General features: G+C 66.8%; 25 protein-coding genes. 20 read left to right on the top strand and 5 right to left on the bottom strand.

The genetic code is table 11. From position 1 onward, the window contains the following. Positions 1-163: 163 nt before the first annotated feature. The 12 genes from ABD289_RS13505 to ABD289_RS13450 all read left to right on the top strand — a co-directional run bounded on the left by ABD289_RS13505 (position 164) and on the right by ABD289_RS13450 (position 10,573). Positions 164-814: an L-threonylcarbamoyladenylate synthase gene (locus ABD289_RS13505; protein WP_344131136.1), complete on the top strand. Its 651-nt coding sequence runs from the start codon at positions 164-166 to the stop codon at positions 812-814. Between the two features lie 206 nt (positions 815-1,020). Next, positions 1,021-2,196 carry a glycosyltransferase family 4 protein gene (locus tag ABD289_RS13500; protein WP_344131133.1) on the top strand — a complete coding sequence of 392 codons (1,176 nt, stop codon included), beginning with the start codon at positions 1,021-1,023 and terminating at the stop codon, positions 2,194-2,196. Beyond that, positions 2,196-2,651 carry a Cg1360 family ATP-synthase-associated protein gene (locus ABD289_RS13495; RefSeq protein ID WP_344131130.1) on the top strand — a complete coding sequence of 152 codons (456 nt, stop codon included), beginning with the start codon at positions 2,196-2,198 and terminating at the stop codon, positions 2,649-2,651. Before ABD289_RS13500 ends, ABD289_RS13495 begins: the two co-directional genes overlap by 1 nt. Positions 2,652-2,933: 282 nt before the next feature. Continuing rightward, positions 2,934-3,713, top strand: a complete 780-nt coding sequence (gene atpB, locus ABD289_RS13490) for a F0F1 ATP synthase subunit A (protein ID WP_344131127.1) — start codon at positions 2,934-2,936, stop codon at positions 3,711-3,713. A 91-nt stretch (positions 3,714-3,804) separates the two neighbouring features. Then, positions 3,805-4,062 carry an ATP synthase subunit c family protein gene (locus tag ABD289_RS13485; protein ID WP_344131124.1) on the top strand — a complete coding sequence of 86 codons (258 nt, stop codon included), beginning with the start codon at positions 3,805-3,807 and terminating at the stop codon, positions 4,060-4,062. A 33-nt stretch (positions 4,063-4,095) separates the two neighbouring features. Then, positions 4,096-4,644, top strand: coding sequence for a F0F1 ATP synthase subunit B (locus ABD289_RS13480; RefSeq protein WP_344132043.1), 549 nt, complete (start codon positions 4,096-4,098; stop codon positions 4,642-4,644). Between the two features lie 22 nt (positions 4,645-4,666). After that, a complete protein-coding gene (locus ABD289_RS13475) occupies positions 4,667-5,497 on the top strand; it encodes a F0F1 ATP synthase subunit delta (RefSeq protein WP_344131121.1) in 831 nt (276 codons plus the stop codon). 94 nt (positions 5,498-5,591) lie between these two features. Then, positions 5,592-7,235, top strand: a complete 1,644-nt coding sequence (atpA, locus tag ABD289_RS13470; protein ID WP_344131117.1) for a F0F1 ATP synthase subunit alpha — start codon at positions 5,592-5,594, stop codon at positions 7,233-7,235. Between the two features lie 11 nt (positions 7,236-7,246). Continuing rightward, positions 7,247-8,167, top strand: a complete 921-nt coding sequence (locus ABD289_RS13465) for a F0F1 ATP synthase subunit gamma (RefSeq protein WP_344131115.1) — start codon at positions 7,247-7,249, stop codon at positions 8,165-8,167. Position 8,168: 1 nt separating this feature from the next. Next, complete coding sequence (gene atpD / locus ABD289_RS13460; RefSeq protein WP_344131112.1) at positions 8,169-9,599, top strand: F0F1 ATP synthase subunit beta; 1,431 nt, start codon at positions 8,169-8,171, stop codon at positions 9,597-9,599. A 161-nt stretch (positions 9,600-9,760) separates the two neighbouring features. Further along, complete coding sequence (locus ABD289_RS13455) at positions 9,761-10,126, top strand: F0F1 ATP synthase subunit epsilon (protein WP_344131109.1); 366 nt, start codon at positions 9,761-9,763, stop codon at positions 10,124-10,126. Between the two features lie 9 nt (positions 10,127-10,135). Beyond that, complete coding sequence (locus ABD289_RS13450; protein WP_344131106.1) at positions 10,136-10,573, top strand: DUF2550 domain-containing protein; 438 nt, start codon at positions 10,136-10,138, stop codon at positions 10,571-10,573. 125 nt (positions 10,574-10,698) lie between these two features. Here ABD289_RS13450 and ABD289_RS13445 read toward each other — a convergent pair whose 3' ends face one another. Then, the gene (locus ABD289_RS13445; protein ID WP_344131103.1) at positions 10,699-11,301 is read right to left on the bottom strand and encodes a dihydrofolate reductase family protein; all 603 of its coding nucleotides are present in this window, start codon (positions 11,299-11,301) and stop codon (positions 10,699-10,701) included. 298 nt (positions 11,302-11,599) lie between these two features. Here ABD289_RS13445 and ABD289_RS13440 point away from each other — a divergent pair, with 298 nt between their 5' ends. Together ABD289_RS13440 and ABD289_RS13435 are read left to right on the top strand one after the other, a co-directional pair. Then, the gene (locus ABD289_RS13440) at positions 11,600-12,073 is read left to right on the top strand and encodes a GNAT family N-acetyltransferase (protein WP_344131100.1); all 474 of its coding nucleotides are present in this window, start codon (positions 11,600-11,602) and stop codon (positions 12,071-12,073) included. Positions 12,074-12,102: 29 nt separating this feature from the next. Continuing rightward, positions 12,103-12,573 carry a GNAT family N-acetyltransferase gene (locus ABD289_RS13435; protein WP_344131097.1) on the top strand — a complete coding sequence of 157 codons (471 nt, stop codon included), beginning with the start codon at positions 12,103-12,105 and terminating at the stop codon, positions 12,571-12,573. An 84-nt stretch (positions 12,574-12,657) separates the two neighbouring features. On the opposite strand, the gene ABD289_RS13430 is transcribed toward ABD289_RS13435, so the two are convergent. Beyond that, positions 12,658-13,230, bottom strand: a complete 573-nt coding sequence (locus ABD289_RS13430) for a cob(I)yrinic acid a,c-diamide adenosyltransferase (RefSeq protein WP_344131094.1) — start codon at positions 13,228-13,230, stop codon at positions 12,658-12,660. A gap of 138 nt (positions 13,231-13,368) precedes the next feature. On the opposite strand from ABD289_RS13430, the gene murA reads away from it, so the two are divergent. Continuing rightward, on the top strand, positions 13,369-14,625 hold the full coding sequence (gene murA / locus ABD289_RS13425) for a UDP-N-acetylglucosamine 1-carboxyvinyltransferase (protein ID WP_344131091.1): 1,257 nt from the start codon (positions 13,369-13,371) through the stop codon (positions 14,623-14,625). A gap of 117 nt (positions 14,626-14,742) precedes the next feature. After that, positions 14,743-15,066 carry a putative quinol monooxygenase gene (locus ABD289_RS13420; protein ID WP_344131087.1) on the top strand — a complete coding sequence of 108 codons (324 nt, stop codon included), beginning with the start codon at positions 14,743-14,745 and terminating at the stop codon, positions 15,064-15,066. Here ABD289_RS13420 and ABD289_RS13415 read toward each other — a convergent pair whose 3' ends face one another. Then, the gene (locus ABD289_RS13415; protein WP_344131085.1) at positions 15,067-15,603 is read right to left on the bottom strand and encodes an NUDIX domain-containing protein; all 537 of its coding nucleotides are present in this window, start codon (positions 15,601-15,603) and stop codon (positions 15,067-15,069) included. 178 nt (positions 15,604-15,781) lie between these two features. Then, positions 15,782-17,191 carry an amino acid permease gene (locus ABD289_RS13410; RefSeq protein WP_344131082.1) on the bottom strand — a complete coding sequence of 470 codons (1,410 nt, stop codon included), beginning with the start codon at positions 17,189-17,191 and terminating at the stop codon, positions 15,782-15,784. A gap of 141 nt (positions 17,192-17,332) precedes the next feature. Here ABD289_RS13410 and nucS point away from each other — a divergent pair, with 141 nt between their 5' ends. After that, a complete protein-coding gene (gene nucS / locus ABD289_RS13405) occupies positions 17,333-17,992 on the top strand; it encodes an endonuclease NucS (protein ID WP_344131080.1) in 660 nt (219 codons plus the stop codon). 92 nt (positions 17,993-18,084) lie between these two features. On the opposite strand, the gene ABD289_RS13400 is transcribed toward nucS, so the two are convergent. Next, a complete protein-coding gene (locus ABD289_RS13400; protein ID WP_344131077.1) occupies positions 18,085-18,258 on the bottom strand; it encodes a hypothetical protein in 174 nt (57 codons plus the stop codon). Between the two features lie 313 nt (positions 18,259-18,571). Between ABD289_RS13400 and ABD289_RS13395 the strand changes: the two genes are divergently transcribed. The 3 genes from ABD289_RS13395 (at position 18,572) to ABD289_RS13385 (ending at position 22,246) form a co-directional block, all read left to right on the top strand. Continuing rightward, positions 18,572-20,245, top strand: coding sequence for a sodium:solute symporter family protein (locus ABD289_RS13395; RefSeq protein ID WP_344132040.1), 1,674 nt, complete (start codon positions 18,572-18,574; stop codon positions 20,243-20,245). Between the two features lie 34 nt (positions 20,246-20,279). Beyond that, a complete protein-coding gene (locus ABD289_RS13390; protein WP_344131074.1) occupies positions 20,280-20,534 on the top strand; it encodes a hypothetical protein in 255 nt (84 codons plus the stop codon). Between the two features lie 206 nt (positions 20,535-20,740). After that, complete coding sequence (locus ABD289_RS13385; protein WP_344131071.1) at positions 20,741-22,246, top strand: aldehyde dehydrogenase family protein; 1,506 nt, start codon at positions 20,741-20,743, stop codon at positions 22,244-22,246. The last annotated feature ends 50 nt before the right edge of the window (positions 22,247-22,296 follow it).

The raw sequence follows: 22,296 nt of genomic DNA, 5'->3' as shown, positions 1-22,296 counted from the left end.
GTGGCCGGGAGACGTCCGCGACCGCGCCTTCGTTGCGATGGCGGTGCTCACACGGAGGTGATCTCGCGCGGAAGCGCTGGTGTTATCCAGTCAGGATGCACCGAGTCGGTGATCTGCCGCACCGCTCGAAAGGGTTGCAAGTGGGCGTGCCAGGATTCGAGGAGTGAGCACCGTTTTTGACTGCACCACTCCGGACAATCGGGAGGCCGGTCTGGCCGCCGCGGCGAACAGCGTTCGCGCAGGTGGGCTCGTCGTGCTTCCCACCGACACGGTTTACGGGATCGGGGCCGACGCCTTCGACGCCAACGCGGTCCAGGCGCTGCTGGCGGCCAAGGGGCGCGGCCCGGACATGCCGGTGCCGGTGCTGGTCGGGTCCTGGTCCACTGTCGATGGGCTGGTGATGTCGGTTCCGCAGCAGGCTCGCGCGCTGATCGAGGCGTTCTGGCCCGGTGGGCTCTCGCTGGTGCTGCAGCAGGCCCCGTCGCTGAACTGGAACCTGGGGGAGACCCGCGGCACCGTGAACCTGCGGATGCCCTTGCACCCGGTTGCGCTGGACCTGCTGCGCGAGGTCGGCCCGATGGCCGTTTCCAGCGCCAACCGCACCGGGCACCCGCCCGCGGCGACCGCCGCCGAGGCCGAGGAGCAGCTGGGCGACCGCGTGCAGACCTACTTGGACGGCGGGCCATCGGGGGAGGCGGTTCCGTCCACCATCGTCGATCTCACGCAGGGGCAGCCGCGGGTGTTGCGCGATGGCGCGGTGACCAGAGAACAGCTGACCGACGTGCTCGGCGTGGAGATTGAAGCGGACCGGTGACAGCGTCCGCGTCGGCGATCGATAGCGTTGGGCACGCACCAAAATCGCCCGCGCGCGCCGGGTTCGCGCGGGACGCCCGTGTTCGCCAGGTTGCGGACCGGCATTGGGACCGCGATTCGAGCATGCGACGAGGAGCGCCGGGTTTGAGTACTCCGTTCTGGGGGCGAAACATCGACATCGCGCGCTTGCGCGGGTGAGCCACCGGTATGGACGACACACCTTGGGCGCCAGTCGGGCTACCAGCCCGTGAGTACCTGCTGGTCCTGCTCACCGCCGCGGTCACGACGTTCCTGCTGACCGGGCTGGTGCGGCTGCTGGCGATCCGGGTCGGCGCGGTGGCCTATCCGCGCGTCCGGGACGTGCACGTCAAGCCGATGCCCCGGATGGGCGGGGTGGCGATGTACGGCGGGGTGCTGGCCGCGATGTTCCTGGCCGCCAACCTGCCGGCGCTCTCCCGCGGGTTCACCTACTCGAAGGATTCCTTGGCGGTGGTCATCGCCGGAGGCCTGATCGTGCTGGTCGGCGCGCTCGACGACCGGTTCGAGCTGGACTCGCTGACCAAGCTGGCAGGCCAGGTCACCGCCGCCGGGATCTTGGTGCTCTCCGGCGTGCAGTGGTTCCTGCTGTGGGTTCCGTGGGGCGGCGTCGAGGGGCACGTGGGTCAGCTGCTGGTGCTGGGCAGCACCCAGGGGCAGCTGCTGACCGTGCTGCTGGTCGTGGCGATGATCAACGCGATGAACTTCGTCGACGGTCTCGACGGGCTGGCTTCGGGGATCGGTCTGATCTCCGCTGCGGCGACGTTCGTGTTCTGCCTGGGCGTGCTGGATCGCCAGAACGGTGACGTCACCGCTTACCCGCCCGCGCTGATCGCCGCGGCCATCGCCGGTGCCTGCCTGGGCTTCCTGCCGCACAACTTCCAGCCGGCCAAGATCTTCATGGGCGATTCCGGATCGATGCTGATCGGTCTGATGCTGGCCACCGCGAGCACCTCGGCTTCGGGGCGGATCCTGCCCACCGCGGGCGACGGTGCCGGACCCGGCGACACGATCGCCCTGCTCTCGCCGCTGCTGGTGGTCGCCGCGGTGCTGTTCGTCCCGCTGCTGGACCTGATCATGGCGGTGGTCCGCCGCACTCGCGCGGGCAAGAGCCCCTTCCACGCCGACAAGATGCACCTGCACCACCGGCTGCTGGAAATCGGACATTCGCAGCGCCGCGCGGTACTGCTCATCTACCTGTGGGCGGCGGTGATCGCCTTCGGTGCGGTGTCGTTGACGCTGTTCAACGCGGTGCTGGTGGCATGGGTCGTCGCTCTGGCGGTGCTGCTGGCGGCTATCATTTCGTTGATCCCGCGCATGCGAACCCGAGCCGATCGAGAGTCCTGATGAGCGAAGCAGCCGAGCCGGACGCCGGCGAGCAGGAGAACCCGCACGCCCAGGTCGTGCGCAGGCTGGCCTCGGCGATGCTGCGCACCGCGTTGTGGCCGGGCGTGGCGGCCGTTGCCGTCGGAGCGATCGTCGCGACGTTGCTGGCCGGCACGTCCGGCTTGGCCGGCGCGCTGATCGGTGGCGTGGTGGCCTTCGGCTCGTCGCTGCTGACGATCTGGCTGATGCGGTTCACCGGCGGCATGAACCCGAACTTCGTGATGGTCGTGGCGCTCGGCGGCTACGTGGGCAAGATGCTCGTGCTGCTGGTGGTGATGACGTTGCTGGGGACCATCGCGTTCATCCACCGCGAGTCGCTGGCGCTCACCTTCCTGGCCACCGTGATGGTGTGGGCCGGTGCCGAGGTGGTTGCCTTCAAACGGACCAAGATCCCTACCGTCATTCCGGGTAACTGAACCGTTTCGACGGCCTAACCTGCGCCTACCGATGGGTGGAATCTGAGAAGTAGGCCACCGGCATGTCGGGTGACTACGTACTCGCTGGTAAGGTCTGCTCCGAAATTAGCCTTCCCTGCCTCACGCGGGTCGAAGGACAAACGCAGGGAAGGCCCTCGGATCACCTTTCGGTGGGGGAGGGCCCCTCCGCGTACCGGATCCTGTATCGGGTACGTTAAAAGCAAAACGTGACGATTCCCCCGGAAGAGTGAAGTTCGGCCGGGAGAACCGGAAGGAGCCCAGTTGGGCGCGCTGATGCTGGCCCAAGGCGGAACGTTCCAGCCGCCGGACGCCGAAAGCTTTTTCCTTCCGCCGATCTTCGGCGGAGTTACCAAGCCGATCGCTCTCGTCGTGGCTTCGGCGATCATCGTGGGCGCCTACTACCTGATCGCCACCCGGAACATGAAGCTCGTCCCGGGCAAGGGACAGTTTGTGGCTGAGTTCACATACGAGTTCACCCGCAACAAGATCGCGCGTGAGCAGATCGGCGCCAAGGACTTCCGTCCGTTTGTGCCGCTGATCTTCGCCCTGTTCACCTTTGTTTTGGTGAACAACCTTTTCGGCATCATCCCGTTCATCCAGTTCCCCACCATGTCCAAGATCGGCTTCCCGATCGCGCTGGCCATCGTGGTGTACGTGGTCTTCCACGGTGTCGGCTTCGCCCGGCACGGGTTCTTCGGGTACTTCAAGCACGTCATGTTCCCGCCCGGGGTGCCGAAGCCGATCTACGTCCTGCTGTCGCCGATCGAGTTCCTGCAGAAGTTCGTCGCCCAGCCGGCCGCTCTGGCGGTGCGAGTCTTCGCGGCGATGTTCGCGGGACACCTGATCCTGATGGTGTTCACCATGGGCGGTGAGTACCTGCTGATCGAGGCGAGCGCGGCGTTCAAGCCCGTGTCCATCGTGGCCTTCGCCTTCGCCATCGCCCTGACTTTCGTCGAAGCCCTGATTCAGGTGCTGCAGGCCTACATCTTCGCGCTGCTGACCGCGAACTTCATCGGCGCGGCGCTGGCCGAGGGTCACTGAGAAAAAGACCGGGCGACGACAAAGACTTTCCCACCCGCAAAGGACCTGTCGATCCGCCCTTCCTAAGCGGACCGAGTGAAAGGTAGTGAAAGTGAGCAACATCGTTCTCGCGCAGGCCTCCGAGGCCGCGGCCAACATCAACCCCGGTCTTGCCGCGATCGGCTACGGCCTGGGCGCCATCGGCCCCGGTGTCGGTGTGGGTCTGATCTGGGCCGCCGTCATCAACGGCACCGCCCGCCAGCCGGAGGCCCAGGGTCAGCTGCAGGGCATCGCCTGGATTTCCTTCGTTCTGGTCGAGGTGCTGGCGCTGATCGGTCTGGTCATCTACTTCATCGCGTCGGCTGCCTGATCTGACGGCTAAAGAGCGTTGGGAGGCGTTGTGGTGAAGACCCAGATGCTGTTGGCCGCTGAAGGCGGGCACAACCCGATTATCCCGGCCCCTGCCGAGATCGTGGTCGGTCTGATCGCGTTCCTGCTGCTGCTGTTCGTGCTCTGGAAGTACGCGGTTCCGCGCTTCGAGAAGCTCTACGCCGAGCGTAGTGAGCGGATCGAGGGCGGCATCGCCAAGGCCGAGGCCGCGCAGGCCGAGGCACAGCGGACGCTCGAGCAGTACAAGGAACAGCTGGCCGAGGCCCGTGCGGAAGCGGCCCGGATCCGCGACGACGCCCGTGCCGAGGGTCAGCAGATCCTGGAGGAGATGCGCACTCAGGCTCAGACCGAGTCGGATCGCATCGTCAGCCAGGGTGAGGCGCAGCTGGCGCACCAGCGGGCTCAGATCGTCGCCGAGCTGCGCGCCGACCTGGGTCGTCAGGCCGTCGACCTGGCCGGCCGAGTGGTCGGCGAGTCCCTCGAGGACGAGGCCCGCCGTCGTGGAACCGTCGACCGGTTCCTCGACGACCTGGAGGCCACCGCGGCCCGGTCCGAGTCCTGAACCGAACGAAAGGCGCTGAGAGTTGAGCACCCTCGTGAACGCCGCGAGCCGTGAGGCAATGGCAGCCAGTGAGCTGCAGTTGCTGCAGGCCACCGACGGGGCTCAGGCCGCGGAGATCACCGGGCTCGCCGACGAGCTGTTCGGCGTAGCCGCACTGCTGGGCCGCGAGTCCACCCTGCGGCGCGCGCTCGCCGACGCCTCCACCGAGCCGCGAGCCAGGGAAGACCTGGCCCGCGGCCTCCTGGAGGGCAAGCTCGGCGCGCGCTCGCTGCCGGTGGTCGTCGAGGCCGTCCGTGCCCGCTGGTCCCGTCCGTCCGACCTGGTCAACGGGTTGGAGCGGCTGGGGCGCACCGCGCTGCTGGTGCAGGCCGAGCGGGCAGGCCGACTCGACAACGTCGAGGACGAGCTGTTCCGGCTCGGCCGGATCATCTCCTCCGAGGTGGACCTGGAGCGGCTGCTGTCGGACCCCACCGGGGATCCGGCGGGCAAGACCGCCGTGCTGGACCAGCTGGTCGAGGGCAAGGTCGAGCCCGTGACCCTCGAACTGGTCCGCCAGCTCGTGGCCCGGCCGCACGGCCAGCGGGTCAGCGAGGGGCTGGAAGAGCTGGCCGAGCTGTCGGCAAAGCGCCGCGAACGCTCGGTGGCGCACATCCGCTCTGCGTTCCCCCTCAACGAGGAACAGCAGCAGCGGTTGGCGGACACCCTGCAGCGGATCTACGCCCGCCCGATCGCTTTGCACTTCGAGATCGACCCCGAGGTCAAGGGCGGGCTGCTGATCAAGGTCGGTGACGAGGTCATCGACGGCAGCGTGGCGGGCCGCCTGCAGATGTTGCGGCGCGACCTGGCCGACTGAGCCGACTTAGCGACGTGCCGCGCTCGCCGAGAGGCCGGGCGCGGCACGCAACACCAACTCCCTTCCAAGAACGAACCGAGGGCAGGAACGAGACATGGCGGAGCTGACGATCTCGTCGGACGAGATCCGCAGTGCGATCGAGAATTACGTCTCCAGCTACTCCCCGGAGGTCAGCCGCGAGGAGGTCGGGGTCGTCACCGATACTGGTGACGGCATCGCCCATGTCGAGGGCCTGCCTTCGGTCATGACCGAGGAACTGCTGGAGTTCCCCGGCGGCATCTACGGTGTCGCGATGAACCTGGAGTCCCAGGAGATCGGTGCGGTCATCCTCGGTGACGCCGAGAAGATCGAAGAGGGCCAGGAAGTCAAGCGCACCGGTCGGGTCATGTCGACCCCGGTCGGCGACAACTTCATGGGCCGCGTCGTGAACTCGCTGGGCGAGCCCATCGACGGCCTCGGCGAGATCAAGGCCGAGAACGACCGCGCCCTCGAGCTGCAGGCCGCGACGGTCGTGCAGCGCCAGGGCGTCGGCGAGCCGATGCAGACCGGTATCAAGGCCATCGACGCGATGACCCCGATCGGTCGCGGGCAGCGCCAGCTGCTCATCGGTGACCGCAAGACCGGTAAGACCACGGTCGCGGCCGACACGATCATCAACCAGAAGGCCAACTGGGACAGCGGCGACCCGAACAAGCAGGTTCGCTGCATCTACGTCGCGATCGGCCAGAAGGGCTCCACGATCGCCGGTGTGAAGCGGTCGCTGGAAGAGGCCGGCGCGATGGAGTACACGACCATCGTCGCGGCCCCGGCTTCCGACTCGCCGGGTCTGAAGTGGCTGGCCCCGTACACCGGTTCGGCCATCGGCCAGCACTGGATGTACCAGGGCAAGCACGTTCTGATCGTCTTCGACGACCTCACCAAGCAGGCCGAGGCCTACCGAGCGCTGTCGCTGCTGCTGCGCCGTCCGCCGGGGCGCGAGGCCTACCCGGGTGACGTCTTCTACCTGCACTCCCGCCTGCTGGAGCGCTGCGCGAAGCTGTCCGACGACATGGGCGCCGGTTCGATGACGGGTCTGCCGATCATCGAGACCAAGGCGAACGACGTGTCGGCCTACATTCCGACCAACGTCATCTCCATTACCGACGGTCAGTGCTTCCTGCAGTCCGACTTGTTCAACTCGGGTCAGCGGCCCGCCATCGACGTCGGTATCTCGGTGTCGCGTGTCGGTGGTTCCGCGCAGATCAAGGCGATGAAGAGCGTTGCCGGTTCGCTGCGGCTGGACCTGGCCCAGTACCGCGAGCTGGAGGCGTTCTCCGCTTTCGCATCGGACCTGGACGCCGCGTCGAAGGCCCAGCTGGACCGCGGTGCCCGCCTGATGGAGGTCCTCAAGCAGGGCCAGGGCGAGCCGATGCCGGTCGAGGAAGAGGTCGTCTCGCTGTTCGTGTCCACCAAGGGCCACCTCGACGACGTGGCGTTGAACGACGTCAAGCGCTTCGAGCAGGAGTTCCTGGGGCACATGCGGCGCGCCCACGAGACCACGCTCAAGGACATCGTCGAGACCGGCAAGCTGTCGGCCGATGGCGAGAAGGCCATCGCGGACGCGGTCGAGGACTTCAAGAAGCAGTTCACCGGTTCCGAGGGCACTCCGGCGCCGAGCGCCCCGGAAGCCGAGGCACTGGCAGCCGACGAGGTCGGGCAGGAGACCGTGAAGGTCGACAAGCCCGAACCGAAGAAGTGACCGGGTAAGTTATGGCTTCACTTCGGGAACTCCGGAACCGCATCCGGTCGATCAAATCGACCCGGAAGATCACCAAGGCGCAGGAGCTCATCGCTACCTCGCGCATCATGAAGGCACAGGCCAGGGTCGAGGCGTCGCGTCCGTACGCCGAGGAGATCACCAAGGTCCTGTCCGCGCTGGCCGACGAGAGCACGTTGGACCACCCGTTGCTGACCGAGCGCTCGAACCCGAAGCGCGCCGGTGTGCTGGTCGTGACCAGTGACCGCGGATTCTGCGGCGGCTACAACTCCAACGTGATCAGGGCGGCGGAGGAGCTGCAGACGCTGCTGCGCTCGCAGGGCAAGGAGCCGGTCCTGTACGTCATCGGCCGCAAGGGCGAGTCGTACTACCGGTTCCGTCAGCGGCACGTCGAGGCGAGCTGGTCCGGGTTCAGCGACCGGCCGGACTACGGCGACGCGTCCAACGTCGGCGAGACCATGGTCAAGGCGTTCCTCGCGGGCGCCGACGACTACCTCGACCACCCGGGCACAGACGGTAAGCTGGGCGTGGACGAACTGCACATGGTGCACACCGAGTTCGTCTCGATGCTCACGCAGAAGCCGGTCGTGCGTCGGGTTGCTCCGATGGAGGTCGAGTACACCGACGAGCGCAAGCCCAAGCCCGCCTTCGAGTTCGAGCCGGACGCCGAGACGCTGTTCGACGCGTTGCTGCCGAAGTACATCAAGACCCGGCTGTTCGCGGGTCTGCTGGACGCGGCGGCTTCGGAACACGCGGCTCGACGCACGGCGATGAAGTCGGCGACGGACAACGCGGACGAGTTGATCCGCAACCTCAGCCGCGAGGCCAACCAGGCCCGCCAGGCCCAGATCACCCAGGAAATCAGCGAGATCGTCGGCGGTGTCGAGGCGCTCTCGTCCGCAGGAAGTGAGTGACATGACTGCTGCTACTGCCACTAGCACTGGCACGGGCCGCGTCGTCCGGGTACTCGGCCCGGTCGTGGACGTCGAGTTCCCTCGTGACCAGGTGCCGGACCTGAACAACGCTCTGACGGTGGATATCACCGCCGAGGGCATGGCAAAGACGCTGACCCTCGAGGTCGCCCAGCACCTGGGTGACAGCGTGGTCCGCACGATCTCCATGCAGCCCACCCAGGGCTTGGTGCGCGGCGTGACCGTCACCGACTCGGGCGCCGGTATCTCCGTCCCGGTCGGCGACGTCGTCAAGGGCCACGTGTTCAACGCGCTGGGCCACTGCCTCGACGAGCCGGGCTACGCCTCGGACGCCGAGAAGTGGGGCATCCACCGCAAGGCGCCGGCCTTCGACCAGCTCGAGGGCAAGACCGAGATGCTGGAGACCGGCATCAAGGTGATCGACCTGCTCACCCCGTACGTGCAGGGTGGCAAGATCGGTCTGTTCGGTGGTGCCGGTGTCGGCAAGACCGTTCTGATCCAGGAGATGATCCGCCGAGTCGCCAAGAACTTCGGTGGTACCTCCGTGTTCGCCGGTGTCGGTGAGCGCACCCGTGAGGGCAACGACCTCTGGACGGAGATGGCGGAGTCCGGCGTGCTCGCCGACACCGCCCTGGTCTTCGGTCAGATGGACGAGCCGCCGGGGACGCGTATGCGCGTGGCGCTGTCGGCGCTGACGATGGCGGAGTACTTCCGCGACGTCCAGAACCAGGACGTGCTGCTGTTCATCGACAACATCTTCCGGTTCACCCAGGCGGGCCAGGAGGTTTCCACCCTGCTGGGCCGGATGCCCTCCGCCGTGGGTTACCAGCCGACGCTGGCCGACGAGATGGGTGAGCTGCAGGAGCGGATCACCTCCACCCGCGGTCGGTCGATTACGTCGATGCAGGCCATTTACGTGCCTGCGGACGACTACACCGACCCGGCCCCGGCGACGACCTTCGCCCACCTGGACGCGACCACGGAGCTCTCCCGTGCGATTACGCAGAAGGGTATTTACCCGGCCGTGGACCCGCTGGCTTCCAGCTCCACGATCCTCGACCCGGCGATCGTCGGCGACGAGCACTACCGGGTGGCCCAGGAGGTCAAGCGGATCCTGCAGAAGTACAAGGAGCTGCAGGACATCATCGCCATCCTCGGTATGGACGAGCTGTCCGAAGAGGACAAGGTGACGGTGCAGCGCGCGCGTCGCATCGAGCGCTACCTGTCGCAGAACTTCTACGTCGCGAAGCAGTTCACCGGTCAGGAGGGCTCCTTCGTTCCGCTGAAGGAGACCGTCGAGGCCTTCGACAAGCTGTGCAAGGGCGACTTCGACCACTACCCGGAGCAGGCGTTCCTGTCCATCGGTGGCCTCGAGGACCTCGAGCAGGCGTACAAGAAGTACACCGAGCAGTGATCCGCCACCCCGTCCACGGGGTGTGCGATACCGGCAAACGGGGTCGGGGCCCTGCGGGTCCCGACCCCCTTTGCCACTAGGCACTTCCAACCTGGCCAGTCACGATTGCCCTACTGGCGTTGGCTAGACTGCTGGGCATACACCCGACAAAGGAGACGCGCGTGGCCAACATGTCCGTCCAACTGGTCGCCGTCGAGCGCCTGCTGTGGTCCGGTGAAGCGACTTCGGTCGTCGCGCAGACCACCGAAGGCGAGATCGGCATTCTGCCGGGGCACGAGCCGGTCCTCGGCCAGCTGATCGAGGGTGGCGTGGTGCGCATCAACACCACCGACAACGACACCGTCACCGCTGCGGTCCACGGCGGCTTCCTGTCGGTCACCGGGGATGGGGTCAGCGTGCTCGCCGAGGACGCTGAGCTCTCTCAGGAGATCGACGTGGCCAAGGCCCGCGAAGAGGTAAACAGCGGCGACGAGCAGGCCCGAACACAGGCTGCCGCCCGATTGCGAGCAGCGGGCCAGACGGACTGAGCCGCTCGTATGGGTTCGCCGGTCGTGTTCCTCGTGGTGTTGCTGGGGCTGCTTGTGCTTGCGGCCCTGCTCATCGGGGTGCTCGCCTGGCGAAGGTTGCGCGAGCTCCGCGTCGGAGGCATCGACGTGGCCCTCCGCGCCACCAGGAACGGCAGGGGCCGCGGCTGGAATCTCGGGGTGGCGCACTACCGAGGTGAGGAGTTCGCCTGGTATCGCATCCTGAGCCTGCGGTCCGGGCCGAACTGGGTGATCAACCGGCACACCGTGGAGATCGCGCAACGCCGCGAACCCACGGGTGCGGAGGCGTACGCGATGCCTGCCGGATCCACTGTCCTGGACCTCACGGGCCCGGACCTGGAACTGGCCATGAACTCCGATGCCCTGACCGGCTTCCTGTCCTGGTTGGAGTCGGCACCTCCGGGGCGCTCGGTGCCCAGAGCATCGTGAACCGACCAGGAAATGGCGGGGTCCTGCGGGGCCCCGCTTTTTCGTGTCCGGGGTTCGAGCAGGGGAACCTTTCTGTCACTACGGCTCGGGCACGCGTATCCCCAGTTCAGGCCACGTACCGGTGATCATTTTCTCGCCCCGGCTTCGTCCTCGAGCAGCCGCGCTTGACGCCTGGTCTCGTACCTGGTCAGAACCACTCCGCCGGGAAATGTTCGCGTCTCCACCAGGTTCAGGTTGACCCAGCTATCCAGCGCGGTGAAGAACGGCGTGCCGCCGCCCACCAGGATCGGATGGGTCACGATCGCGTACTCGTCGATCAGGCCGGACCGCATGGCTGTCCCGGCGAGCGTTGCGCCACCAACCCTCATCGGCTCGCCGTCCTCGGCCTTGAGCTGCGTGATCTCCGCGACCGCGTCACCGGTGACCAGGCGCGTGTTCCAGTCGACCTTCTCCGTGACCGAGGAGAACACCACCTTCGGCGTGTCGCGCCAGTTCCGCGCGAACTCGATCTCCGCGGGAGTGGCATTGGGCTGCTGGTCGCCCGTCGGCCAGTAGGAACTCATTGCCTCCCACAGCTTGCGCCCATACAGCAGCAAGCCGATCGCCCGCTCCTGATCGAGCCACCACTGGAACAGCTCGTCGCTCGGCTCGCTCCACCCGAGGTCGTCGCCGGGCGCGGCGATGTAGCCATCCAACGTCAGGTTCATGCCGTAGATCAGTTTCCGCATCGCGCCATGCCTTCCGTCAGTCGGTCTCGGAAGTCAGACCGGTTCAGCGCACGAAACTGAGCGGTACGTGTTCCGCGTCGTAGGGAAGGGCCGGCCACGAGCCCGGTTGTTCGATCCGCTGTATACGCAGCGCGCAGGCCAAAACTGATCGACAGGGGACCTTCCTGTCACTTCCAGCGGCCCGATGACAGGAAGGTTCCCCTGCTCGTCTCCAGGGCTGTCTCGGGGCTGGGCGGACAACGTCCGCAGTGCGGAGCCCGTTGCAGGTCGGGCGAACTTTCGGGGAGACACTGGTCGGGTGACCGAGCAGAACTTCACCATCGACTCCGAGCCGTACGAGAGCTCCGAGGCTCAGAACGTGCTGGCTGAGTACGTCGCTGAGCTGGAGCAGCGGTTCCCGGGTGGGTTCGACACCGCGCGCGCCGCGCCGCCCGCGAAGGACGCCTTCATCCCGCCGAACGGGGTCTTCCTTCTCGTGCGCGCTGGCGGCCGTGCTCTGGGATGCGGCGCGGTGCGCAGGCGTGAGAGCGGGATCGCCGAGATTCGTCGGATGTGGATTTCTCCTGCGCTACGCGGCAGGGGAGTGGGCAAGGCGCTACTGGCCGCGCTGGAAGAGCACGCGCGGGAGCTGGGCTGCACCGAGGTGCGGTTGGACACCGCTTCCGAGCTCACCGAGGCGCGGGCGCTCTACGCCAAGGCCGGGTACCGCGAGGTGCCCGCCTACAACGACAACTCCTATGCCGCGCATTGGTTCGCGAAAACTCTTGGTTGATCGAGCTTCGAGCCGATTACGCTGGATTCGTGCGCATTGAGGTCTCCGGGTACGACCACCCGGATTCGGTTCGGTTGATCGAGGACCTGCAGCAGGAGTACGTCCGCCGCTACGGCGAGCCGGACCTCACCCCGGTCGATCCTGCGGAGTTCTCGGCGCCCGAAGGCCTGTTCATGATCGGATATCTCGATGATCGTCCGGTGGCCTCCGGCGGCTGGCGAGTGCACACCGCCGATGAACCGGGCTTTCAGGACGGCGACGTCGAACTCAAGCGCATGTACATCGTGCCGGAGGAGCGCGGCAAGGGGTTGTCGCGGCGGATGCTCTCCGAGCTGGAGACCTCTGCCGCGCTCGCCGGGCACAAGCGGCTGGTTCTCGAGACCGGCACTCGCCAGCCCGAGGCCATCGGGCTGTACCTCTCCGCCGGTTATGTCGAGACCGTCAAGTTCGGTGTCTACCGGGACGACCCGCTGAGCAGGTGCTTCGCCAAGGAGATCTAGCCCGCGGCTGCGGGTCGCAGACCCATCGTGCGGTGCGCCCGCCGTTGTTCCACCGGCCCGCCCCGGTTTCGGATCCTGCGCGGACTAGGCGTTGCCGCCCGGCTTCCAGAGCACGTCGCCGTCCGGGTTCGCCGCTCGGGCGAGGATGAAAAGCAGGTCCGAGAGCCGGTTGAGGTACTTCGCTGGCAGCGGCGAGGTGCCCTCCTCATCGGCTTCCTGCAAGCTCCAGGCCGACCGCTCAGCCCGTCGCGCCACGCACCGCGCCTGGTGCAGCAGCGCGCCACCGGGAGTGCCACCGGGAAGGATGAAGGACTCGAGCTTGCCGAGGCGTTCGTTGAACTCGTCGCACCAGCTCTCGAGCCGCTCGATGTAGGCGTCGGTGACACGCAGCGGGGGATAGGGCGGATCGTCGATCACCGGTGTGGACAAATCGGCGCCGACGTCGAACAGGTCGTTTTGCACCGCGCGCAGCACCGAGACGATCTCCTCGTCGAGCTGTGCGGTGGCCAGGGCGACACCCAGCACGGAGTTCGTCTCGTCCACGTCGGCGTAGGCGATCAGGCGTGGGTCGGTTTTGTGCACTTTGGAGTTGTCCGACAGGCGCGTGGTGCCCGCATCGCCGGCCCGTGTGTAGATCTTCGTCAGGTGGACAGCCATGCCCACAGCCTAGGGGGAGCAGGCGGGCTCGGGTGTCGGCAGAAAGGTTCCCCGCTCGGGTTGGTGCGGAGAAAGGTTCCCTTCATGCGCTCCACCCGCTCCGATGCCCGCGGCGCAGGGGCCGTAACCTCGTTTCCTGTGAGTGAGCATTTCCGGGTACACGGCGGAGCCCGCCTCGTCGGCGCGGTGGACGTGGTCGGGGCGAAGAACAGCGTGTTGAAGCTGATGGCGGCTGCGCTGCTGGCCGAGGGCACTACGACGCTCGTCAATGCCCCGGAGATCTTGGACGTTCCCCTGATGGCCGATGTGCTGCGCAGCCTCGGCTGCGAGGTGTCCATCGATGGTGGCACCGTGCACATCACCACCCCGGCGTCGATCAGCCACGAGGCCATCTCGCCATCGATGGGCAAGCTGCGTGCCTCGGTGTGCGTGCTGGGGCCGTTGGTGGCGCGTTGCCGGCGCGCCGAGGTGACGCTGCCGGGTGGTGACGCGATCGGATCGCGGCCGCTGGACATGCATCAGAACGGGCTGCGGCAGTTGGGCGCCACCAGTCACATCAAGCACGGCGCGGTGGTGGCCGAGGCGGAGAACCTCTACGGCGCGCAGATCTGGCTGGACTTCCCGAGCGTGGGCGCGACGGAGAACATCCTGATGGCGGCCGTGCTCGCCGAGGGAACCACGGTGATCGACAACGCGGCGCGCGAGCCGGAGATCATCGATCTGTGCGTGATGCTGCAGCAGATGGGTGCCAAGATCGAAGGTTCTGGCACCTCCACGCTGACGGTGCACGGGGTGAGTTCGCTCAAGGCGGTCGAACATCGCGTGATCGGTGACCGGATCGTGGGTGCGACCTGGGCGTTCGCCGCGGCCGCGACTCGTGGCGACGTCACGGTGCGCGGGGTGGACCCGCAGCACGTGAACCTGGTTCTGGAGAAGCTGCGCAGTGCGGGCGCGGAGGTCACCAACGGCGACGAGAGCTTCCGCATCGTCATGCCGCAACGCCCGCAGGCCGTCGACTACGTGACGCTGCCCTACCCGGGCTTCCCGACCGACCTGCAACCCATGGCGCTGGCGCTGTCGGCGGTGGCCGACGGCACCTCGATGATCACCGAGAATCTCTTCGAATCCCGGTTCCGCTTCATCGAAGAGCTGGTGCGGATGGGCGCGGACGCGCGCACCGATGGTCACCACGCGGTGGTGCGCGGCATGGAGCGGCTCTCCAGCGCTCCGGTGTGGGCGACCGACATCCGCGCCGGCGTCGGGCTGGTGCTGGCCGGGTTGTGCGCGGAGGGGCCGACCGAGGTGTGGGACACGTTCCACATCGATCGCGGTTACCCGAGTTTCGTGGAGAACCTGCGCAGCATGGGCGCCGATATCGAGCGCGTCGTGGACTGATCGGTGAGCGCGTCGTGGACTGATCGGTGAGGGTCGCCGGTGCGGCCCATCGCTGCACTTGAAGATCATCGGTGGCTGGAACCCGATAGGGCCAGCCGAATTCCGGAAAGGGAACCGTTGAGCACCTCTACGCGGGTCGGCCGGATCGTGACCTTCACCGCGAAGCCCGGTCGTGGTGAGGAACTCGCTTCGGTGATGCTGCAGATCGCCGAGGGACTTCGCGGGTCGATGGGTTGCGAGCTCTACGTGGTCAGCGTGGACGCTGCCGAGCCCGACAAGGTGCGGGTCATCGAGACGTGGACCGACCTCAAGAGCGCCGACGCGGCGTTGGCGACCACGGTGGCCACGCACGCCGACGTCGACCTCAACGAGCTGCTGGACATGCTCGTCGAACCACCGGAGCAGCTCGACGTGAACCCGCTGGGCGGAGTCGGGCTCTGATCACTCGCCGCGGCGTTCGCGCAGCAGGAGCAGGGTGTAGGCCGCGATCGACTGGGCGTCGGTGACCGCGCCGGTTTCGATCATCTTCTCGAATTCGGAGCGCTCCACCCAGGCCGTCCTCATGTCCTGCTCTTCGAGCTCGCGGGAGTGCTCGCCCTGGGTGAGTCCGGTGGCGAGGAAAACCCGGCCGCGCTGGCTGGACATTCCCGGCGCGACGTCGAGCGTGCCCAGCTCCTGCATGTGTGCTGCGCGCAGGCCGGTCTCCTCGCGCAGTTCGCGCGCGGCCAGTTCCGCTGGCTCCACATCGGCTCGGTCCGGCGCTGTACCCTGCGGAAACTCCCAGCGCCGAATGCCGATCGGGTAGCGGAACTGCTCGACGAGGTGCACCCGGGAGTCGTCGAGGGCGATCACGAGCGCGTAGGTCGGCTTGTCGATGACGCCGTAGACGCCCTCGGAGCCGTCATCGCGTCGGACGTCGTCCTCGCGCACCACCATCCACGGGTTCGCATAGATCTCGCGGCTGCTCATCTGCTCCATGCGGCAATGGTGCCCGACAGCGGCGGTCGAACCGGTGAAGGGAGGCGTTGATCTTCCCAGCCGGGCATCGGCGTTGCGAGCGCTGTTGGTCGATGCGAATGGGGGCGTCGCGGTGGGGCGATGAAGGGAACCTTTCGGTCAGCACCGCCCCACCCTCGACCGCGACTTGCGCAGCGGCCTATTCGACCGGCGCGGCGGTGTCGTTGAGCTGCGACTTGCGCATCCCGTAGCCGAAGTAGACCGCCAGACCGACCGCGGTCCAGATCGCGAAGGCCAGCCAGGTGATCGAGTCGAGCCCGGTGATCAGGTACAGGCACAGCCCGAGCCCGAGCAGCGGCACGATCGGCATCAGCGGTGTCTTGAAGCCGCGAGGCAGCTCGGGACGTGTCCGGCGCAGGATGACCACGCCGATGTTGACCAGCCCGAACGCGATCAAGGTGCCGATGCTGGTGGCCTCGGCGAGCTGGTTGAGCGGCACGACCGAGGCGAGCAGAGCCACCACACCGCCGACCAGCAGGGTGTTGCGGGACGGGACCAAGCGGTGGTTGACCTTGGAGAACATCTTCGGCATCAGACCGTCCCGGGACATCGCGACCAGGATTCGGGTCTGTCCGTAGAGGACCGTCAGCACCACCGAGGCGATCGCGATGACGGCGCCCAGCGAGAGGATCACCGCGGGCCAACCCTGCCCGGTGACCACGCGCAAGGCGGTGGCCAGCGATGCTTCGGAATCGCCTAGGGCGTCGGAACCGACCGCGCCGACCGCGGCGAAGGACACCAGAACGTAGATCGCGGTGACGATGAGCAGCGACAGGACGATCGCCCGCGGCATGTCCCGCTTGGGGTTGCGGGCTTCTTCGCCGGCGGTCGAGGCCGCGTCGAAACCGATGAACGAGAAGAACACGGCCGAGGCGCCCACCGAGATGCCCGCGAAACCGGTCGGGGCGAACGGGGCCATGTTTCCCGACCGGAAGCCGGTGAAGGCCACCGCCACGAAGAAGACCAGCACCGCGATCTTGAGCAGGGTGGTGATCGTGGTCACCCACGCGCTTTCCCGCACGCCCTTCATCAGCACTGCTGTCGCCATCAGCACCACCAGCGCTGCCGGGATGTTGACCACGCCGCCTTCGCCGGGTGGCGCCGACAGCGCCTCCGGGATGGCCATGCCGATGGTGCCCTGCAGGAACTCGTTGAGGTAGCCGCCCCAGCCGACCGCCACAGCTGCGACCGATACCCCGTACTCCAGCAGCAGGCACCAGCCGCAGATCCAGGCGACGATCTCGCCGAGGGTGGCGTAGGTGTAGGAGTAGGCCGAACCGGAGACCGGCACGCTGCCCGCGAGCTCCGCGTACGACAGCGCCGAGCACAGCGCCGCCACGCCTGCCAGCACGAACGAGATCACCACGGCGGGGCCCGCGGCGGGCGCGGCTTCGGCGAGCACCACGAAGATGCCGGTTCCCAGGGTTGCGCCGACCGACAGCGCGACCAGCGGCACCAGGCCGAGCGTGCGGGACAGTGCGCTGTGCGAGCCCTCGCTGGAGAGCTGCTCAGCGGGCTTGACGCGAAGCAGGTTACGGGCGGAAATCACGAACAGTAACCGTAACTCGTGCCTTTGATCTCCCCCATCCGGGTGTCTATGCAGAAGTTTGCATGATCACGCCCCATATGTCCCGGTTGATCACCCGTGGGGGTGCTCGACAACGAGATCGACGCCCGTACTCTGTGCCGAGTGCGACTCGTGATTGCCCGCTGCCAGGTGGACTACGTCGGCCGTCTGACCGCGCATCTGCCGATGGCGCAGCGCTTGCTGCTGGTCAAGGCCGATGGTTCGGTGTCCGTGCATTCCGACGACCGCGCCTACAAGCCGTTGAACTGGATGAGCCCGCCGTGCTGGCTGATCGAGGATCCGGGCGTGTGGACGGTCCAGAACAAGGCCGGCGAAAAGCTCGTGATCACCGTCGACGAGGTGCTGCACGATTCCAAGCACGAGCTGGGTGCCGAGCCCGGTCTGGTCAAGGACGGCGTCGAGTCGCACCTGCAGGAGCTGCTGGCCGAACACGTCACCACCCTGGGGGAGGGCTGGTCGCTGGTACGCCGGGAGTATCCCACCGCGATCGGGCCGGTCGATCTGATGTGCCGGGACTCTGATGGGGCTAGCGTGGCCGTCGAGATCAAGCGGCGTGGCGAGATCGATGGCGTCGAGCAGCTCAGCCGCTATCTCGAGCTGCTCAACCGCGATCCGCTGCTGTCCCCGGTCACCGGCGTGTTCGCCGCGCAGCAGATCAAACCGCAGGCTCGCACGCTCGCCGAGGATCGCGGCATCCGTTGCGTGACTTTGGACTACGACAAGCTCCGCGGGATCGAGCCCGACGAGTACCGCTTGTTCTGAGCTTTTCGATCAGCAGTCGCCGAGCCCGGCCGGGTCTTCGCTCCCGGTCGGGCTCGTTGCTTTCCGCGGTGGAAGTGAGCGCCCTGATCGCCTCAGCGGCGCTGCTCGGCGGTGCGTCCGCAGAGCCTCAGGTGCACGGCGGTCAGCGGCGCTAGAACGGCGGCAAGCCGCCGGGCTCGTTCGGACCGCTCGGGTTCATCGGGGGTCGGGGCGGGCGTGTGTTCCGCGAGTCCGGCGCTGATCGCCAGGTCGATCCGGGCGTTCACGGTTGTCCTCCCAGTAGATCGATGCTCTGCGTGATCATACAGTCACGAAGCGTCGAAATAGTTGGGAAAATGCGTATCTCACTCGCACGGACCTGAACGGCCCCGATTGAACACGGGGCGCGCACGGATGCCTCCGGAAAGGTTCGCGAGTGGGGCCGCCCAGCGGATTCCCCATGATCGATTTAGTGTTTTGTGCAAAGAATTGATATCGGCTACGTGTTGCTCGTGCGGGTGTGCGGTACTGTCCGACCGCTATCGCGAATGTGGTGGTTGTCGTTCGACTTTGTTTGGTCTGGGAGGTGGGGCGGCAGTGCTGCTAGCCCAAGGTCAGCTACTCGACGCGAACGGCGTCGACTATGCGTTGTTGGCGCTGTACTTCGTGTTCGTGCTGGGTATCGGTTACTTGGCCAAGCGGGCTGTTTCCACCAGCCTGGATTTCTTCCTCTCCGGGCGCTCGCTTCCGGCGTGGGTGACCGGTCTGGCATTCATCTCGGCGAACCTCGGCGCTGTTGAGATCATTGGCATGTCGGCCAACGGTGCCGAGTACGGCATGCCGACGATGCACTATTTCTGGATCGGTGCAGTTCCGGCCATGCTGTTCCTCGGTGTGGTCATGATGCCGTTCTACTACGGCTCGAAGGTGCGCAGCGTTCCCGAGTTCATGCTGCGGCGATTCGGCAAGGCCGCGCACCTCGTCAACGGCCTCTCGTTCGCACTGGCCCAGGTACTCATCGCCGGTGTGAACCTCTACCTGCTGGCCAGCATCGTCAACGCGCTGCTGGGTTGGCCGCTGTGGGTGTCGCTGCTGGTCGCGGCGGCCGTTGTGCTCTCCTACACCGCGCTGGGCGGCCTGTCGGCCGCCATCTACAACGAGGTGCTGCAGTTCTTCGTGATCGTCGCGGCACTGGCACCGCTGACCATCGTCGGCCTGATGAAGGTCGGTGGTGTGCAGGGCCTGATCGACAAGGTCTCGGCGGGTACCGGTGGCGCCGAGCAGTTGACCGCATGGCCCGGCACCGAGCTCACCGGGTTCAGCAACAACTTCCTGAGCGCGGTCGGCCTCGTGTTCGGTCTGGGCTTCGTGCTCTCCTTCGGCTACTGGACCACGAACTTCGTCGAGGTCCAGCGCGCGATGGCGTCCAAGTCGATGTCCGCTGCGCAGCGCACCCCGATCATCGGTGCGTTCCCGAAGATGTTTATCCCGTTCATCGTGATCATCCCGGGCATGATCGCCGCGGTGCTGATCCCGGAGATGACGCAGTACAAGGCCACCGGTGAGGGGCCGTACGACTACAACGACGCGATCCTGCTGATGATGCGGGACCTGCTTCCCAACGGCATTCTCGGCATCGCGCTGGCCGGTCTGCTGGCCTCGTTCATGGCCGGTATGGCCGCGAACCTGTCGTCGTTCAACACGGTGTTCACCTACGACATCTGGCAGTCCTACATCGTCCGCAACAAGCCGGACAGCTACTACCTGAAGATGGGCCGCTGGGTGACCGTCGGCGCCACTTTGGTCGCCGTGGGTACCGCGTTCATCGCGTCGGGCTACGCGAACCTGATGGACTACCTGCAGCAGCTGTTCTCGTTCTTCAACGCGCCGCTGTTCGCCACGTTCATCCTCGGTATGTTCTGGAAGCGGATGACCCCGCACGCCGGTTGGTCCGGTCTGGTCTTCGGTACGGCCTCGGCGGTCGCGGTGTTCGTGATGTCCGAGACCGGCGTTCTGGATCTGCCCGGCCAGGGCGCGAGCTTCGTCGCCGCCGGCGCGGCCTTCGTGGTCGACATCGTCGTCAGCGTCGCGGTCTCGTTGGCCACCCGGCCGAAGGCCGAGGCCGAGCTCACGGGCCTCGTGTGGGGCCTGACCCCGCGGGAGAGCCTGCGCGCCTCCACCACGGGTGAGGACGCCGGTTGGTACCGCCGTCCGGGCCTGCTGGCCGGCATCGCGCTGATTCTGATCATCGCTCTCAACATCATCTTCGGCTGACGATGCCGGACAAGGCTGACTAGGAGGTCTTCAAATGGCGAGTGGAGGTTCGGGGCGCACCGCTGGTGCCTTCGACATTCGCACGGTCATCGCTCTGCTGTTCGCCATCTACGGTGTCGTGCTGATCGTGCTCGGAGTGGTCGAGCCGCAGGCCGAAATCACCAAGTCCGCAGGGTTGAACATCAACCTGTGGGCCGGCGTCGGCATGCTCGTGTTCGCGATCGTGATGGTCGGCTGGGCCTGGCTGCGGCCGATCGTCGTGCCGGAGGAACCCGAGGGCGGCGAGTAAGCTACCCCGGTGAACAGCTAAAACGGCGCCCGCGCGGACTTGCGTGGGCGCCGTTTCGCATTTCTGGTGGCCAGCCGCTGAGTGCACCAGGAACGAACCCTGCGTGTCCAGTGGTTGAGTCCGGCGGTACAGGGCGGTTCTTCTTAGGCTGGTCATTTCGTAGGCTGCACGGTGACAACGAACGTCGTTAACTTGGGAGGCCGGCCATGACCCAGACCGCCCGGGGGAGCGTCGAGATCGCGAGCGCGCGGTCGGAGACCTTCCAATCGATCGACCCCCGAACCGGTGAGGTCGTGGGTGAGCACCCGATTCACGATGCGGAGACGGTGAACAGCCGGGTCGCATCGACGCGCAAGGCCCAGCGGGAATGGGCCGAACTCGGCTTCGCCGGGCGCAAGCAACATCTCGACAAGTGGCGGAAGATCCTGGCCAAACGCCTCGATGAGCTGGCGGGCGTGATCTGCGCCGAGACGGGCAAACCGCTCGACGACGCAAGACTCGAACTCGTGCTGGTCCTCGACCATCTGCACTGGGCAGGCGCCAACGCCGAGAAGGTGCTCAAGCGCCGCAAGGTCTCCTCCGGCGTGCTGATGTCCAACCAGGTCTCCACCGTCGAATACCTCCCCTTCGGCGTTGTCGGCGTGATCGGGCCCTGGAACTACCCGGCCTTCACCCCCATGGGCTCCATCGCCTACGCGCTGGCCGCGGGTAACGGCGTGGTGTTCAAGCCGAGCGAACTCACCCCGGGCGTGGGGGAGTGGCTGGTGAGGACCTTCGCCGAGGCGGTACCCGAGTACCCCGTGTTCCAGCTGATCACCGGTTTCGGCGAGACCGGCGCCGCGCTGTGCGAATCCGGTGTGGACAAGGTGGCCTTCACCGGTTCCACCGCGACCGGTAAGCGCGTGATGGCCTCCTGCGCGCAGAGCCTGACGCCGGTGCTGGTCGAGTGCGGCGGCAAGGACGCGCTCATCGTCGACTCCGACGCCGACCTGGCGGCGGCCGCGGACGCCGCGGTCTGGGGCGCGATGTCCAACGCGGGCCAGACCTGCATCGGTGTCGAGCGGGTGTACGTGGTCGAGGCCGTGGCCGAGCGGTTCCTGGAGATGGTCGCCGAGCGGGCCAAGAAGCTGCGCCCTGGTGCCGAGCCGGGTGCCGAGTTCGGACCGATCACGATGGCCTCGCAGGTCGACCTGATCCGCGAGCACATCGACGACGCGATCAGCGGTGGCGGACGTGCGGTGGTCGGTGGCCGTGACTCGGTGCGCCCGCCCTTCGTCGAGCCCGTGGTGCTCGCCGACGTGCCCGAGGACTCCGCCGCGGTGGCCGAGGAGACCTTCGGACCGACCATCGTGGTGCAGCGGGTGCGCGACGCCGATGAGGGCATCGCCCGCGCCAACGACTCGCGCTACGGGCTCGGCGGCACCGTGTTCTCCCGGGCTCGCGGCATGGAACTCGCGCGCAAGCTGCGCAGCGGCATGGTCGCGGTCAACTCGGTGATCTCGTTCGCGGGCGTTCCCGCACTGCCGTTCGGCGGTGTCGGCGACTCTGGCTTCGGCCGCATCCACGGAGCCGACGGGCTGCGCGAGTTCGCCCGTACGCAGGCGGTGACCCGAACCAAGTTCAAGATCCCGCTCAACCCGATGAGCTTCGCCCGCCCGAAGAGCACTGTGGGCACCGTCGTACGCCTGATCCGGCTGATGCGCGGTCGGTGATGTCGTCCGCCCCGGTGCCGGGCTTGCGGTGCCGGTGACAGGAAGGTTCC

The sequence above is a fragment of the Saccharopolyspora halophila genome (assembly GCF_039531955.1).
Lineage (GTDB): Bacteria > Actinomycetota > Actinomycetes > Mycobacteriales > Pseudonocardiaceae > Saccharopolyspora > Saccharopolyspora halophila.
The sequence above is the reverse complement of the archived record's forward strand: the minus strand, read 5'-3'. Positions and strand labels throughout refer to the sequence as shown.

What these genes read in the sequence shown, in the direction of transcription:
- ABD289_RS13500 (WP_344131133.1), top strand. Translation starts at nt 1,021, where the DNA reads ATGGACGACACACCTTGGGCGCCAGTCGGGCTACCAGCCCGTGAGTAC.
- ABD289_RS13495 (WP_344131130.1), top strand. Translation starts at nt 2,196, where the DNA reads ATGAGCGAAGCAGCCGAGCCGGACGCCGGCGAGCAGGAGAACCCGCAC.
- atpA (WP_344131117.1), top strand. Translation starts at nt 5,592, where the DNA reads ATGGCGGAGCTGACGATCTCGTCGGACGAGATCCGCAGTGCGATCGAG.
- ABD289_RS13465 (WP_344131115.1), top strand. Translation starts at nt 7,247, where the DNA reads ATGGCTTCACTTCGGGAACTCCGGAACCGCATCCGGTCGATCAAATCG.
- atpD (WP_344131112.1), top strand. Translation starts at nt 8,169, where the DNA reads ATGACTGCTGCTACTGCCACTAGCACTGGCACGGGCCGCGTCGTCCGG.
- ABD289_RS13450 (WP_344131106.1), top strand. Translation starts at nt 10,136, where the DNA reads ATGGGTTCGCCGGTCGTGTTCCTCGTGGTGTTGCTGGGGCTGCTTGTG.
- ABD289_RS13445 (WP_344131103.1), bottom strand. Translation starts at nt 11,301, where the DNA reads ATGCGGAAACTGATCTACGGCATGAACCTGACGTTGGATGGCTACATC.
- ABD289_RS13430 (WP_344131094.1), bottom strand. Translation starts at nt 13,230, where the DNA reads ATGGCTGTCCACCTGACGAAGATCTACACACGGGCCGGCGATGCGGGC.
- ABD289_RS13415 (WP_344131085.1), bottom strand. Translation starts at nt 15,603, where the DNA reads ATGGAGCAGATGAGCAGCCGCGAGATCTATGCGAACCCGTGGATGGTG.
- ABD289_RS13390 (WP_344131074.1), top strand. Translation starts at nt 20,280, where the DNA reads ATGGCGAGTGGAGGTTCGGGGCGCACCGCTGGTGCCTTCGACATTCGC.
- ABD289_RS13385 (WP_344131071.1), top strand. Translation starts at nt 20,741, where the DNA reads ATGACCCAGACCGCCCGGGGGAGCGTCGAGATCGCGAGCGCGCGGTCG.